This is a genomic window from Klebsiella sp. 1SOBk10mer, assembly GCF_046602535.1.
Taxonomy (GTDB): Bacteria; Pseudomonadota; Gammaproteobacteria; order Enterobacterales; family Enterobacteriaceae; genus Klebsiella; species Klebsiella quasipneumoniae.
This window is the reverse complement of the sequence record NZ_JBKIUP010000001.1, coordinates 617,341-631,053: the sequence shown is the minus strand read 5'-3', so window position 1 is coordinate 631,053 and position 13,713 is coordinate 617,341. Positions and strand designations below refer to the sequence as shown.

The following is a 13,713-nucleotide window of genomic DNA, read 5'->3' as shown; positions in this document are numbered from 1 at the left end:
GCCGTTTTCGTTTTTATCGGGTTTAACGTTATGTCTCACCGCGATACGCTTTTTTCCGCGCCGATTGCCAGCCTCGGCGACTGGACCTTTGATGAACGGGTTGCTGAAGTCTTCCCCGATATGATCCAGCGTTCTGTGCCTGGCTACTCCAATATCATCTCGATGATCGGCATGCTGGCTGAGCGCTTCGTTCAGCCCCACACCCAGGTTTACGATCTTGGCTGTTCGTTGGGCGCCGCCACTCTTTCCGTGCGCCGCAATATTAGCCATCCGGGCTGCCGCATTATCGCCATCGATAACTCCCCGGCGATGGTGGAGCGCTGCCGTCGCCATATTGACGCCTATAAAGCACCGACGCCGGTCGAGGTGATTGAAGGGGATATCCGCGATGTGGCCATTGAAAACGCCTCGCTGGTGATCCTGAACTTTACCATTCAGTTCCTTGAGCCGGGCGATCGCCAGGCGATCCTCAATAAAGTCTATCAGGGGCTGAATCCCGGCGGCGCGCTGGTGCTCTCGGAGAAATTTAGCTTCGAAGACGCCCACGTCGGCGAGCTGCTGTTCAATATGCATCATGACTTTAAGCGCGCGAACGGCTACAGCGAGCTGGAGATCAGTCAAAAACGCAGCATGCTGGAAAATGTAATGCTGACCGACTCTGTGGAAACCCATAAAAAACGCCTGCGTCAGGCTGGGTTCGAACATGCCGAACTGTGGTTCCAGTGCTTTAACTTTGGCTCGCTGGTGGCAGTAAAATCCGGGGAGCAGGCATGATCGACTTCAGTAACTTCTATCAGCTGATCGCCAAAAGCCCGCTGTCTCACTGGCTGGAGACGCTGCCTGCCCAGGTAGCCGCCTGGCAGCGCGAGGCCCTGCACGGCAAGTTTCGCGAATGGGAGCGCGCCGTTGAGTTTCTTCCGGAATTAACGCCCTGGCGTCTGGACCTCCTGCACAGCGTCACCGCCGAAAGCGAAACGCCGCTCAGCGAAGGCCATCGGCTGCGGATAGAAAATCTGCTGAAAAACCTGATGCCATGGCGCAAAGGGCCTTATTCGCTGTACGGCATCAACATCGATACCGAATGGCGCTCCGACTGGAAATGGGAGCGTGTCCTGCCGCACCTGTCCGATCTCACCGGGCGGACCATCCTCGACGTGGGCTGTGGCAGCGGCTATCACATGTGGCGGATGATCGGCGCCGGCGCGCATCTGGCGGTCGGCATCGATCCTACCCAGCTCTTCCTGTGCCAGTTTGAAGCGGTACGTAAGCTCCTCGGCAACGACCAGCGGGCGCATCTCCTGCCGCTGGGCATCGAGCAGTTGCCGGCGCTGGAGGCCTTCGACACCGTGTTCTCGATGGGCGTGCTCTACCACCGCCGCTCGCCGCTGGATCATCTATGGCAGCTGAAAGATCAGCTGGCGCCGGGAGGCGAGCTGGTGCTGGAGACGCTGGTGGTCGAAGGGGATGAAAATACGGTGCTGGTTCCGGGCGACCGTTATGCGCAGATGCGCAACGTCTATTTTATCCCCTCGGCGGCGGCCCTGAAAATGTGGCTGGAGAAGTGCGGATTTATCGATGTGCGCATCGTCGACGCCTGCGTCACCTCGACGGAGGAGCAGCGGCGCACAGAATGGATGACCAGCGAATCGCTGGCCGATTTCCTCGACCCGCAGGATCAGCGCAAAACCGTGGAAGGCTATCCGGCGCCGCTGCGCGCGGTGATTATCGCCACTAAACCGGAAACCCAGCAATCGCTGGCAAAAAAAGCGAGATAAAAAAAGGCCCCTGTTTAATGGGCAGGGGCCTGGTACGGGCAATCATCATATTGGGCGACATGATGTGCAGCAAAAACCGTTTAACTTCTGTTAGCGGAAATTATCTTTTTCATCTCCGCCACCGCTGCGCCATTCACGGCGTAGCGTCTGTATTCGTCCGCATCGGGATCGGCTGACATCGAAACGCCTGGATGACGAAAGCGCATTTCCGATGGCAACCACTGGCCTGCAGAGCTATGAACCTCTTTCACCCCCGCCTGCAGAAACAGCGGCAGGTTCGCGGCGCGCACTCCCGCACCGGCCATAATGATTGGAGTATCCCCTGCGGCAATAAGTTCCGTAATTAATGAAATACCTTTCTCCGCCGAGGATTGCTGACCGGAAGTCAGGATACGTTTAACCCCCAGCTCACCCAGCGTCTTCCAGGCCTGACGCGGGTCGGCGCACAGATCGAACGCGCGATGAAAGGTCACCGCCAGCGGCCCGGCCGCAGCCATTATTTTTTTCATCCGCGGGATATCGACCTGACCATCGACATTCAGTACGCCGGTCACCAGCCCGGGAAAGCCGAGCTCCCGCACCATGCGGATGTCGCTAAGCATCGCGGCGAACTCCTCTTCGGTATAGCTGAAATCGCCGCCACGCGGGCGGATAATCGGATGCACCGGGAGAGTAATCGCCTCGCGGACCGAGACCAGCACCCCGTAAGAGGGGGTTAATCCCCCTTCCTGCGGCGCGGCACAGAGTTCAATACGATCGGCGCCGCAGCGCTCAGCTTCCCTGGCGCACGCCATGCTGTAACAACAAACTTCCAGTACCGCCATTCCTCACTCCCTGATTCAGACAACTTTCTTAGCATGTCATGATTTCACGCGGCAGACGCCGCGCAGCTTCACACTGTTACGTATCGGCTTGCTCGCTGGCGACGATTTGTTCAATAGACCACGGATGAAATTTGACCGTCACGCTGCCGTCGGTGACCGCCAGGGTGGGATTCGGCAGGCGCTCGTGTTCCCCTTTCGGCGAGCTGGTTTTGACGACGATCCCCGGCTGGCTGAGTCCGTCATCGGCCAGCAGCGCCAGAGCGCGGGCATTTAAGGTAGCCGGATCGCCGGGCAGGACAATTTCGATATGCTCCCAGCCTTCATGGGGATAGCGCTTTTCACCCGGCCACGGCAGCTCAACGATATGGAAGCGCCAGTGCGCCACGCAGACCGGCTCCGCCAGTTTAAACAGGCAGATAGGCCGGCCGTTGATTATATTCTCCGACAGCAGAGTGCCGCACTGCGCCAGACCGCTGCGCCAGCGCTCCGCGGTAGCGTTCTGATGACAGCGCAGGGAGATATGGTCGGCGTCGAGTCCGCCGATCTCCAGTCCCAGTCGCGCAGCGAAGCGCTGCAGCGCATCGGAAAATCGCGGGAGATCCGCCGTAATATCGGCCAGTTGTTCAATCTGCTGCCAGTTCGCCATGGGTTTGCTCGTCAATTAGGTTCGTCAATAATAAAAAGGCTAATCTACCGTGTTTCCGGCCGCGGACCAACCGCCACCCTGCCGATGCGTGACTGACCGGCGATGGATTGCCCACGCCGCCGGGCCGCGCGCGATGCTGACGGACGGGGACAAATGCAGTATACTCCCGCCCTAATTTGTCCACATTCCGGCGCCGCCTCCCTCGGGGGCTGGCGCATTACACGTAAGGTATTCCGGTGAATATTCAGGCTCTTCTCTCAGAAAAAGTCAGCCAGGCCCTGATCGCGGCAGGCGCGCCTGCCGATTGCGAACCTCAGGTCCGCCAGTCAGCAAAAGTTCAGTTCGGTGACTATCAGGCCAACGGCGTGATGGCTGTCGCCAAAAAACTGGGCATGGCGCCGCGACAACTTGCAGAGCAGGTACTGTCTCATCTTGACCTCAACGGCATTGCCAGCAAGGTTGAAATCGCCGGGCCGGGCTTTATCAATATTTTCCTTGACCCCGCGTTCCTGGCGGACAACGTCAACCGCGCGCTGCAGTCCGAACGCCTGGGCGTCGCCACGCCGCAGGTACAGACCATCGTCGTCGACTACTCGGCGCCGAACGTGGCGAAAGAGATGCACGTCGGCCATCTGCGTTCGACCATCATTGGCGATGCCTCGGTCCGTACCCTGGAGTTTCTTGGCCATAAGGTGATCCGTGCCAACCACGTCGGCGACTGGGGCACCCAGTTCGGCATGCTGATCGCGTATCTGGAAAAACAGCAGCAGGAAAACGCCGGTGAGATGGCCCTGGCCGACCTCGAAGGTTTCTATCGCGAAGCGAAAAAACACTACGACGAAGACGAAGCCTTCGCCGAGCGCGCGCGCAGCTACGTGGTTAAGCTGCAGGGCGGCGATGAGTACTTCCTGCAGATGTGGCGTAAGCTGGTCGACATCACCATGTCGCAGAACCAGATCACCTACGATCGCCTGAATGTGACGCTGACCCGCGATGACGTGATGGGCGAAAGCCTGTACAACCCGATGCTGCCGGGGATCGTCGCCGATCTGAAAGCCAAAGGGCTGGCCGTTGAGAGCGAAGGCGCCACCGTGGTGTTCCTTGATGAGTATAAAAACAAGGAAGGCGAACCGATGGGCGTCATCATCCAGAAAAAGGATGGCGGCTACCTCTATACCACCACCGATATCGCCTGTGCGAAGTATCGCTATGAAACGCTGCACGCCGACCGCGTGCTCTACTACATCGACTCCCGTCAGCACCAGCACCTGATGCAGGCGTGGACCATCGTGCGCAAGGCAGGCTATGTGCCGGACTCCGTGCCGCTGGAGCACCATATGTTCGGCATGATGCTGGGTAAAGACGGCAAGCCGTTTAAAACCCGCGCCGGCGGCACCGTGAAGCTGGCGGATCTGCTGGACGAAGCGCTGGAGCGCGCGCGTCGCCTGGTGGCCGAGAAGAACCCGGAGATGTCCGCTGATGAGCTGGAAAATCTGGCGAAAGTGGTGGGTATCGGCGCGGTGAAATATGCCGACCTGTCGAAAAACCGCACCACCGACTACGTTTTCGACTGGGATAATATGCTGGCGTTCGAAGGCAACACCGCGCCGTATATGCAGTATGCCTATACCCGCGTGCTCTCCGTGTTCCGCAAAGCCGGCATTGACGAAAACGCCCTCACCGACGCACCGGTGGTGATTGCAGAAGATCGCGAAGCCCAGCTGGCCGCGCGCCTGCTGCAGTTTGAAGAGACCCTCTCCGTGGTCGCTCGCGAAGGGACGCCGCACGTGATGTGCGCCTACCTCTACGATCTGGCAGGCCTGTTCTCCGGTTTCTACGAGCACTGCCCGATCCTCAGCGCGGAGAGCGAAGCGACCCGCAACAGCCGCCTGAAGCTGGCGCTGCTGACGTCGAAAACCCTCAAGCTGGGTCTTGATACCCTCGGTATCGAAACCGTCGAGCGTATGTAAAACCAACCCGGCGAAAGCCGGGTTAATTTTTTCAGGCGCCGCGCCAGCGGGCTCTCTTGCTCAGAAATACTTGCGCAGATACTCGGTCAGACAGAGGATCGCCATCGCCTGGCCGTAGGGCATCGAGGTGAGTGGGATCTGGCGATAGAAATCGAGGTCTGACCCCATTCCGGTGCCAAAGGAAGTCTGCAGCAGCTCCCCCTGCGGCGATATATTCTGCACAATTCCGCGAATCGCTTTTTCTGCCACCCCGGCATAGTGCTGCCCGACATATCGCTTGCGCACCGCTTTAAGTATGCCGTAGGCAAAGCCGGCGGTCGCCGAAGCCTCAGGATAAGAGTGCGGGTCGTCCAGCAGGGTATGCCACAGGCCGCTGTCATCCTGGCATTTCGCTAAAGCGGCAATTTGCGCGTTCAGCACCTCGGTCAGATAGCGCCGTACCGCATTCCCTTCTGGAAGATCCACTAACTCAAGAAAATCCGGGATCACCATGGTTAGCCAGCTGTTGCCCCGTGCCCAGCGCGCCCGGGCAAAGTTATGCCGACCGTCATAGCTCCAGCCGTGAAACCACAGTCCGGTTTCCCGGTCCATCAGGTTTTGCACATGAAGCAGGAACTGATAGGTCGCCTCCTCCACATAATGCGGACGGTGAAGCAGCTTGCCTATTTTGGCTAACGGCAACACGGTCATCATCAGCGTGTCATCCCACATTTGCTGGTGGTTCTCTTCCGCCAGGGTGATGTGCTGCATACCGCCCTGCTCGGTACGCGGCATCTCATACATCGCCCACTCCGCCCAGCTCTCCAGCCACGGCAGATACGCCTTACATCCGGTCTCTTCAAAGCGATAAGCCAGGGTCAGGAACGGCGCCATGGTGTTGACGTTTTTGGTCGTTGCCCCCTCGGCGAAGCGGTCGGCAAACCAGCGGTCGATGATATCGCGCATCTCGATATCGCCGGTTTGCTGATAATACTGATAGATGCCGTACAGCCCTACGCCGTGGGTCCACTCCCAGCCGGCCCAGCCTTTGGTATCAATAACGCGCCCGTCATCCAGGCGCAGTAAAAATTGCCCGCTCTCATCCTTAATATTCACCAGGTTTTGCGTCACGTTGCGGATCAGCGCCTGCAGTTCGCTGCGGGCGATAAAACGCTCAGGCTGACAGAGTAATGGGCTATGTTTGACCGGCCAAACTTTCATGTTGTTAACCTCGGGTATATGTCGAATTCAAAGCGCCGCCCTGGGTGAGCGCCGGGGCAGCAGGTTTATGACGATTCAGATAGCCAATATTGTTATTCCCCCACAGGCAGTCGTAGGGCATCCCCGCCAGCATCTCGACCACCGCGCGGTGTTCCGCACTGGTCAGCTCCGGCCGGGCGTGACCGCTTTCGCGCATTCTGAGGGTTTCGCTGCGCAGGACGCTGTGGGTGTGCAGATTGAGTTTGAAGCGCAGTGAAACGAGGAAGCCGCAGGCTAACACCACCAATGTACCGACGCTGAGGATCAGCAGAATGGTATGGCTGACCCCTTCAGGCTGTATTTTTTGCCCGGAGACAAACCCCGACAGTTGCATAATGATGCCCACCAGCATCACCGCCCCCGCCTGCGAGGCTTTGCGGGTCAGGGTCATGATGCCGGCAAAAATCCCCTCCCGGCGCTGGCCGGTGATCGCTTCGTCGACGTCGGCAATATAGGTGTAGGTATTCCACGGCACGTAGTTAATCCCGCCGCGTCCCAGTCCGGCGACAGCAGAGATGAGCAACAATAATGAATAGACGTCGCTCAGTCCGGCGTAATAGAGCAGCGCATAGGAGAGCGAACTCAGGCCAAAGAGGACCACCACCATGCGGTACGACGGCGCGGGGCCAAAGCGAATGCACAGCGGGATCATGGCGATCACGGCAATAAACTGGAAAATCGCCATCGTCCCCAGCAGATTCGAGGCGACAGAAGCTTCCTGCATCAGAACAAAGACCACGTAGTAGGTAAACACGGCATTGAAGACGTCCTGGGCGATATAGCCCCCCAGATACATGCCGAGGTGCTGGCGGAAAATTTTTATCCGCAGCGTAGAGCTCAGCTCAATCACCAGGCGATTGAGGCTCTGGGCGAGAGTGAGGTTCTGTTTTTCCGCTTCCGCCCGCAGCGCCGCCTCTGACCAGGCCTCACGCGGCCGCTCCCAGGTGAAACACCAGACGAAGGTCAGCATCACCGCGCACAGGACCGAGAACACCAGACTGGCATAAAAGAACGAGCTGGCATTGTCTTTGCCGAGCCAGGTAAGGAGGATCCCCGGCAGAAAGGAGGCTAAAATCGCCGACATTTGCGCCATTGAGATGCGCGCGCCGGAGAATTTGGTTTTCTGTTTAAAGTCATCGGTCATCTCCGGCACCAGCGTCTCGTAGGGCACCAGAATCATGGTGTAGACCATATCAAACAGCAGATAGGTGACCAGGTAGTACCAGAATCCCATCTCGCCGACCCACATCGCCGAGTAGCTGAATACGCAGGGGATGCCGAGCAGAATAAAGAATTTTCTGCGGCCGAAGCGCTTGCCGAGCCAGGTGGTGCCGAAGTTATCGGTGAGAAAGCCCATCAGCGGGCTCACCACCGCATCCAGTACGCGGGCGGAAGCGAATATAAGCGTGGCTTCTATCGGGGAGAGTCCGCAGAAGGTGGTGTAAAAGTAGAGCAGCCATGCGGCGGTTAGCGCCGTGGTGCCGGCGCCGAGAAAATCGCCCGCGCCGTAGGCCAGGTAGTTAGCCAGTCCAATCTTTCGTGTTTTCATCGCCGTGATCCTGTGTCTTTTTTTAAGAGAACGCCGACAATCTTTCCGGATTTGCCACCGGAAGGGAGTGGGTACCTGGCTACACTAAAAGCAGTGAAACGACGTTACCTTTGTGTTTTTGCCACGGAAGAACCGCCGATGGCAAAATGACAAAGAGACGATGTCTCAACTTCACTCATTTATAAAACAGCATTTCTTTTAAATAAAAAGCTAGGTTCATTTATGTGATCTTGTCGGGAAAACGCGGACTGGCGAAGAGCGTCGCAAATCACGGGAGCGGTCCTTGCGTAGCCGGGTAAACAGGAGTAAAGAAGGAAAGAAAGGGTTATTCCGCGTATCTCAAGGAGGCCAGATGCCTTATTCACATCTGCTGGTTGCCGTCGCGCCAACGCCGGAGAGTCAGGTATTAATTAAAAAAGCGGTGTCAATTGCCCGCCCCGTGAACGCGAAAGTGAGCTTTATCACCCTCGCCACGGATCCGGAGTTGTATAACCAGTTCGCCGCGCCGATGATGGAAAATCTGCGCGAGGTGATGCAGGAAGAGACGCGTGATTTTCTCAACGAGCTGGCGCGTCATGCGGACTACCCGATAGAAAAAATGACCATCGCCTGCGGCGAACTGGGTCATCATATTAAGGACTTCTGCCGGTCACACCAGGTCGATCTGGTGATCTGCGGCAATCATAACCATTCCCTTTTTTCGCGCGCCACCTGCTCGGCGAAAAATATCGTCGGCAGCTGCGGCGTCGATGTCCTGCTGGTTTCCCTTGAAAAGGGCTAACGCCGGTTAGCCCTTTTCCTGAACTAGGCCAGTTTAGGGAACGTGGCTATCTTCCCCCGCAGGCGGCTCTCCTCGCTGCGCGGCGAAATATGCTGCAGATCGTCGACAAAGCGCGCCTGCCAGTTATGAATATCATTTTCTCTAATCACATCCAGCATCGCGGAATGACGGGCAATACGTTCCGCCAGCGGCATGCTTAGGGCGCGATCCAGCGCGGCGGCAACCTCGTCGCGATCGTAGGGATTGACGATCAGGGCGCTGTTCAGCTCCTGCGCCGCGCCGGCAAACTGCGACAGGACCAGTACGCCAGGGTTATCCGGATCTTGCGCCGCCACGTATTCCTTCGCCACCAGGTTCATGCCATCGCGCAGCGGCGTCACCAGCCCAACGTCAGAGTAGCGGAAGACCTTCATCAGCAGCTTACGGTCAAAATGCTGGTTCAGATAGTAAAGCGGAGTCCAGCCAAGCTGGCCGAACTGGCCATTGATGCGTCCGGCTGCGGTTTCCAGCTGGTGGCGGATATCCTGATAGGCCTGCACATCGCCGCGGGACGTCGGCGCGATCTGGGTATAACGGATCTTGCCGTGATGCTGAGGATACTTCTCGAGCAGCGTCTCATAGGCGAGAAACCGCTCCGGCAACCCTTTCGAGTAGTCAAGGCGCTCCACTGAGAAGATATTCTTCACGTTTTTGAGCTCGTTTTTCAGCTGGACCAGCTTCGGCGGCAGCGGACCTTTGGCGTTGCGCGTAATCTCGTCCGGATCGATCCCTATCGGATAAACCTCGGTGCTAAACGCTTTACCCCACGCCTGATAGCGTTTGTCTCCGAGGTCGGAGAGTCGGGTCTGCATGGCTATGCTGTCGAGAAAGGCGGTTCTGTCGCTTTCAGTCTGGAAGCCCAACAGATCGTAGTCGCACAGTTGCTCCAGCAGCTCAGCGTGCGGCGGTAGCGCGTTAAAAATCTCCGGCGTCGGGAAAGGAATATGCAAGAAGAAGCCGATGCGGTTGTTGACCCCGCGCTTGCGCAGTTCGCTGGCGAAGGGCAGCAGATGGTAATCATGGATCCACAACGTATCATCTGGCTCGATCAGCGGTAGAAGCTTGTCCGCCAGCATGGCGTTAACTCGCTGATATCCCTCCCAGGCTTCGCGCTGGAAGCTGACCAGGTCAAGACGATAGTGGAAGGCCGGCCACAGCACGGCGTTAGAGAACTGGTTGTAGTATTCATCATGGTCACGTTCGTTAAGGTTGAACGATGCCCATGAAATATTTCCGCGGGAGACCTGCTTCAGCGGCTGCTGGTCATCGCCAATTTCGCCGCTCCAGCCAAACCACAGACCCCCTGCCGCTTTCAGTGCCCCCAGGATGCCGACGGCCAGACCGCCAGCGCTCGATTTTTTATCGTCCGGTAAGGCGATACGGTTAGAGACTACGACTAAACGACTCATGGTCATCCCTCCTTTCGGTTTGCGCGTCATACGCCAGATGTTGCAACCACGTCCTTACGGCGGCGGCATCCGCCAACCGCCAGTGCGCCTGAGTTTCCCCAGCGCCAACTTTTATCGACATTCCCTGCAGTTGATTCACCACGCTGAATCCCGCCTCGTCGGTCAAATCATCGCCGACAAAAACCGGTTCGCGACCGGCAAACGGCGCTTCCTGCATGAAGGCAGTGATCGCCTCCCCTTTGTTGACACCGCGGGGTTTAATCTCCACCACGCACTTGCCAAGCTGCAGCGCCAGCAGCGGGTAGCGCTGAACAATGCGCTGCGCCAGCTCCAGCACCGCGGTCTGCTGCTGCGGGGCCTGACGGTAGTGCAGCGCGAAGGCCATCTCTTTACTCTCCAGCTCGCACCCGGGGAGCGCCTGCAGCGCCGAGCTCAGCTCAGCCGCGATTTCATCCCGCAGGGCCGACGGCAGAGAGACAATATAGGTTTTACCATTGATATCACGGCGCTCGGCCCCGTGAACGCCGGCCAGCGGTAGCCGCCAGGGATGGGTCAGCGCGTCAAGTTCAGCCATTGAGCGCCCTGAAATCAATGCCACCGCCCCGCCCTGCTGCCGGGCCAGCGCGTTGAGCGCCTGCAGCGTGTTGTCGGGTATCACCACCTGATCGGGGTGCGGCTGGATATCGGCAAGAGTACCGTCGAGGTCAAAGAAAAAAGCGTAGTTTCCGGTTAGCGCAGGCGGTACAGATATCTGGTTATCCACCCTGTTTCCTCCTTATCATGGCCAGCCGAAGCTGGTTGTTAATTATATGTTAGCCATGTAAGTATAGACAGTGTGACCAACCTCGCCATTTTTGATAGATACCGCCAGCGAAACGGGCGCTGGCGGCAATTACTCTGTAGACTTAAAAGTTATGCCTGAAATCAGGCCGCACGTTTGGCTTTTTGTTTGTAACGGTCAAAAATCACCGCCGCCAGCAGGATGACCCCGCGCACGACGTATTGCGAGAACGGCGAGATGTTAAGCAGGTTCATCGCATTCTCCACGGTCCCGAGGATCAGGATCCCGGCCACCACGTAGGAGATCTTGCCGATCCCGCCCTTCAGCGACACCCCGCCCAGCACACAGGCCGAAATAACAATCAGCTCATAGCCAATCGAAGTCATCGGCTGGCCGCTGGTCATTCGCGACGCCAGGATAATCCCCGCCGCGGCCGACACCAGACCGGAGAGCACAAAGATAATAATCTTGGTGCGCACCACCGGAACGCCGGCCAGACGCGCCGCCTCTTCATTGCCGCCTATAGCCAGCGTATTACGGCCAAAGGTGGTTTTGTTTAGTAATAATCCGAAAACCACCAGGCAGGCGACAGTCAGCCAGATCGGCGCCGGCAGACCAAACCAGTTGGCGTAACCGAGTGTGAAGAAGCGCTCATCTTCGATCCCCACCGCTTTACCGTCGGAGATAATGTAGGCCAGGCCGCGGACAATCTGCATAGTGGCCAGCGTGGTGATCAGGGCGTTTATCTTCAGACGGGCAATGACAAAGCCGTTGACCAGGCCACTGACCGCCCCCAGCAGCAGACCGGCGGCAATCCCCAGCCACAGGCTTTCGCTCAGGTTAATCACCACCGCGGTAGTGACCCCGGCACAGGCGATAACCGACGCCACCGACAGGTCGAAATCGCCGGAGGCCAGGCAGAAGAGCATGCCGCAGGCCACCATCCCGGACATCGAGATCGCCAGCCCCAACCCCTTCATGTTGACGAATGAGGCAAAGTTAGGCACAAAAATTACGCAGCCGATAAACAGCACCGCAAACACCACCAGCATGCCAAACTGATCCCAGACACGGGCGAAGCTAAAGGCAGAGCGGGTAGCGCCGGACGTAGTCACTGATGACATCATTTACTCCTTACTCAGGCGACAGCCTGACTCACTTTTGGCATCGCAAGGCTTAACGCCTGCTGTTCATTGGCTTCTTCATGCAGCAGTTCGCCGGCGACTTGCCCTTCACGCATCACCACGATGCGGTCGGCGACGCCCAGCACTTCCGGCAGGTCGCTGGAGGCAAATACCACGGCGACACCGGCGGCGGCGAGGCCATATATCACGTTGTAAATTTCATGTTTGGCGCCGACATCGATGCCGCGGGTGGGCTCATCGAGCAGGATCACCTTCATCTCTTCCGACAGCCAGCGGCCAAGGATCGCTTTCTGCTGGTTGCCGCCAGACAGGTTCATGATCAGCTGTTCCGGGCCCGGCGTTTTAATGTTCAGCGACTGGATATGCTGATCGGCGTTGTCCGCCTCCCAGGCGTTGTTGATCAGGCAGCCGGCGTGGATATGCTTGCGCCGGGCGCTGATATTGATATTGTCGCGCACGGAGTGAACCGGAATAATCCCCTCCGCTTTACGATCTTCCGGACACAGCATCATCCCGGCCTGGATGGCCTGGGCCGGTTTGCGGATGTCGACGGGCTGGCCATCGATATACACCTGACCGCCGGTGATCCGCGTCCCGCCGAACAGACCTTTCATCAGTTCGCTGCGCCCGGCGCCCACCAGCCCGAACAGGCCGACGATTTCGCCACTGCGCACCGAGAGGCTGACCGGCGTGCGCACGCCCGGGGCTTTGACCTCCTCCAGACGCAGCCGCTCTTCGCCATAGGGACGAGGTTTCCAGCCGTAAATATCACCCAGATTGCGCCCGACCATCGCCTGAACCAGCGCGTCGTGGCTGACGCTCGACATATCGTCAAAGGTGCAGACGTAGCGACCATCCTTAAAGACGGTGATGGCATCGCTGAGGGCAAAAATTTCTTCCATCCGGTGTGAAACATAGATGATGACCCGCCCCTCCTCCCGTAGCTCGCGGATAACGCGAAACAGGTTGTCGATCTCCCGGGCGGAGAGCGAGCTGGTCGGTTCATCGAAGGCGATAATCTTGGCGTTACGCGCCAGCGCTTTGGCAATCTCCACCATCTGCCACTGGCCAATGGAGAGATACTTCAGCGGCGTCTCCGGGTCGATATCCAGTCCCAGATGCTCCAGCTGCAGACGGGCCTCATAGTTGAGCAGCGAGCGGTTGACGATGCCGCCTTTGTGCGGCAGCTGGCCAAGATAGATATTTTCGGCGACGGTCATCTCCGGGATCAGATGCAGCTCCTGATAGATAATCGCCACGCCGGCGTTGAGCGCCGCCATCGTATTAGTGAACGCCATCTGCTGGCCGCCGATCTGCAGGTGGCCAGCGGTGGGGATGTAGTTACCGCTGAGAATTTTCAACAGCGTCGATTTGCCTGCGCCATTTTCGCCCATCAGCGCGTGGATCTGTCCTGGGTAGCAGTCAAAACTGATATCGGACAAGGCCTTTACGCCAGGGAACGTCATGGTGATGCCGCGAAATGAGAGATAAGGGGTAGACTGTTGCATAACGACTCCGCTCTTCTGCACTCAGCCCCCGCCGCGGCGGGGGCCAG

Annotated in this window: 12 protein-coding genes; 4 read left to right on the top strand and 8 right to left on the bottom strand. The window is 58.1% G+C overall.

Translation table 11 applies throughout. The features are described 5' to 3' along the window. The first annotated feature begins 30 nt into the window (after positions 1 to 30). Entirely contained in the window at positions 31 to 774 is a 744-nt protein-coding gene (gene cmoA, locus ACLH1I_RS02945; protein WP_004203422.1) for a carboxy-S-adenosyl-L-methionine synthase CmoA, read from the top strand. Beyond that, entirely contained in the window at positions 771 to 1,775 is a 1,005-nt protein-coding gene (gene cmoB, locus ACLH1I_RS02940; RefSeq protein WP_053810186.1) for a tRNA 5-methoxyuridine(34)/uridine 5-oxyacetic acid(34) synthase CmoB, read from the top strand. The genes cmoA and cmoB overlap by 4 nt, the downstream gene beginning before the upstream one ends. An 80-nt stretch (positions 1,776 to 1,855) precedes the next feature. Here cmoB and cutC read toward each other — a convergent pair whose 3' ends face one another. Together cutC and ACLH1I_RS02930 are read right to left on the bottom strand one after the other, a co-directional pair. After that, a complete protein-coding gene (gene cutC, locus ACLH1I_RS02935; RefSeq protein WP_062914116.1) occupies positions 1,856 to 2,599 on the bottom strand; it encodes a copper homeostasis protein CutC in 744 nt (247 codons plus the stop codon). 76 nt (positions 2,600 to 2,675) lie between these two features. Further along, positions 2,676 to 3,245: a VOC family protein gene (locus tag ACLH1I_RS02930; protein WP_048295107.1), complete on the bottom strand. Its 570-nt coding sequence runs from the start codon at positions 3,243 to 3,245 to the stop codon at positions 2,676 to 2,678. A gap of 236 nt (positions 3,246 to 3,481) precedes the next feature. On the opposite strand from ACLH1I_RS02930, the gene argS reads away from it, so the two are divergent. Beyond that, positions 3,482 to 5,215, top strand: coding sequence for an arginine--tRNA ligase (gene argS, locus ACLH1I_RS02925; RefSeq protein WP_151385198.1), 1,734 nt, complete (start codon positions 3,482 to 3,484; stop codon positions 5,213 to 5,215). Between the two features lie 60 nt (positions 5,216 to 5,275). On the opposite strand, the gene ACLH1I_RS02920 is transcribed toward argS, so the two are convergent. Together ACLH1I_RS02920 and ACLH1I_RS02915 are read right to left on the bottom strand one after the other, a co-directional pair. Next, complete coding sequence (locus ACLH1I_RS02920; protein WP_004203430.1) at positions 5,276 to 6,415, bottom strand: glycoside hydrolase family 105 protein; 1,140 nt, start codon at positions 6,413 to 6,415, stop codon at positions 5,276 to 5,278. 4 nt (positions 6,416 to 6,419) lie between these two features. Then, positions 6,420 to 8,003, bottom strand: a complete 1,584-nt coding sequence (locus ACLH1I_RS02915) for an MFS transporter (protein WP_017900226.1) — start codon at positions 8,001 to 8,003, stop codon at positions 6,420 to 6,422. Between the two features lie 352 nt (positions 8,004 to 8,355). Here ACLH1I_RS02915 and uspC point away from each other — a divergent pair, with 352 nt between their 5' ends. Then, on the top strand, positions 8,356 to 8,784 hold the full coding sequence (uspC, locus tag ACLH1I_RS02910) for a universal stress protein UspC (RefSeq protein WP_004203433.1): 429 nt from the start codon (positions 8,356 to 8,358) through the stop codon (positions 8,782 to 8,784). Positions 8,785 to 8,807: 23 nt separating this feature from the next. On the opposite strand, the gene otsA is transcribed toward uspC, so the two are convergent. From otsA to araG, 4 genes are all read right to left on the bottom strand, one after another. Beyond that, positions 8,808 to 10,232, bottom strand: a complete 1,425-nt coding sequence (gene otsA, locus ACLH1I_RS02905) for an alpha,alpha-trehalose-phosphate synthase (protein ID WP_004203435.1) — start codon at positions 10,230 to 10,232, stop codon at positions 8,808 to 8,810. Beyond that, entirely contained in the window at positions 10,207 to 10,995 is a 789-nt protein-coding gene (gene otsB / locus ACLH1I_RS02900) for a trehalose-phosphatase (protein WP_004203436.1), read from the bottom strand. The genes otsA and otsB overlap by 26 nt, the downstream gene beginning before the upstream one ends. Positions 10,996 to 11,156: 161 nt before the next feature. Next, positions 11,157 to 12,137, bottom strand: a complete 981-nt coding sequence (gene araH, locus ACLH1I_RS02895) for an L-arabinose ABC transporter permease AraH (protein ID WP_064189392.1) — start codon at positions 12,135 to 12,137, stop codon at positions 11,157 to 11,159. A 14-nt stretch (positions 12,138 to 12,151) separates the two neighbouring features. Then, positions 12,152 to 13,666, bottom strand: a complete 1,515-nt coding sequence (gene araG / locus ACLH1I_RS02890) for an L-arabinose ABC transporter ATP-binding protein AraG (RefSeq protein ID WP_004203440.1) — start codon at positions 13,664 to 13,666, stop codon at positions 12,152 to 12,154. Positions 13,667 to 13,713 lie beyond the last annotated feature (47 nt).

Excerpts from the sequence above, each read along its gene's own strand:
- ACLH1I_RS02920 (WP_004203430.1), bottom strand. The coding sequence starts at position 6,415 with ATGAAAGTTTGGCCGGTCAAACATAGCCCATTACTCTGTCAGCCTGAG.
- cmoB (WP_053810186.1), top strand. The coding sequence starts at position 771 with ATGATCGACTTCAGTAACTTCTATCAGCTGATCGCCAAAAGCCCGCTG.
- cmoA (WP_004203422.1), top strand. The coding sequence starts at position 31 with ATGTCTCACCGCGATACGCTTTTTTCCGCGCCGATTGCCAGCCTCGGC.
- ACLH1I_RS02915 (WP_017900226.1), bottom strand. The coding sequence starts at position 8,003 with ATGAAAACACGAAAGATTGGACTGGCTAACTACCTGGCCTACGGCGCG.
- ACLH1I_RS02930 (WP_048295107.1), bottom strand. The coding sequence starts at position 3,245 with ATGGCGAACTGGCAGCAGATTGAACAACTGGCCGATATTACGGCGGAT.
- araH (WP_064189392.1), bottom strand. The coding sequence starts at position 12,137 with ATGTCATCAGTGACTACGTCCGGCGCTACCCGCTCTGCCTTTAGCTTC.
- otsA (WP_004203435.1), bottom strand. The coding sequence starts at position 10,232 with ATGAGTCGTTTAGTCGTAGTCTCTAACCGTATCGCCTTACCGGACGAT.
- cutC (WP_062914116.1), bottom strand. The coding sequence starts at position 2,599 with ATGGCGGTACTGGAAGTTTGTTGTTACAGCATGGCGTGCGCCAGGGAA.
- araG (WP_004203440.1), bottom strand. The coding sequence starts at position 13,666 with ATGCAACAGTCTACCCCTTATCTCTCATTTCGCGGCATCACCATGACG.
- uspC (WP_004203433.1), top strand. The coding sequence starts at position 8,356 with ATGCCTTATTCACATCTGCTGGTTGCCGTCGCGCCAACGCCGGAGAGT.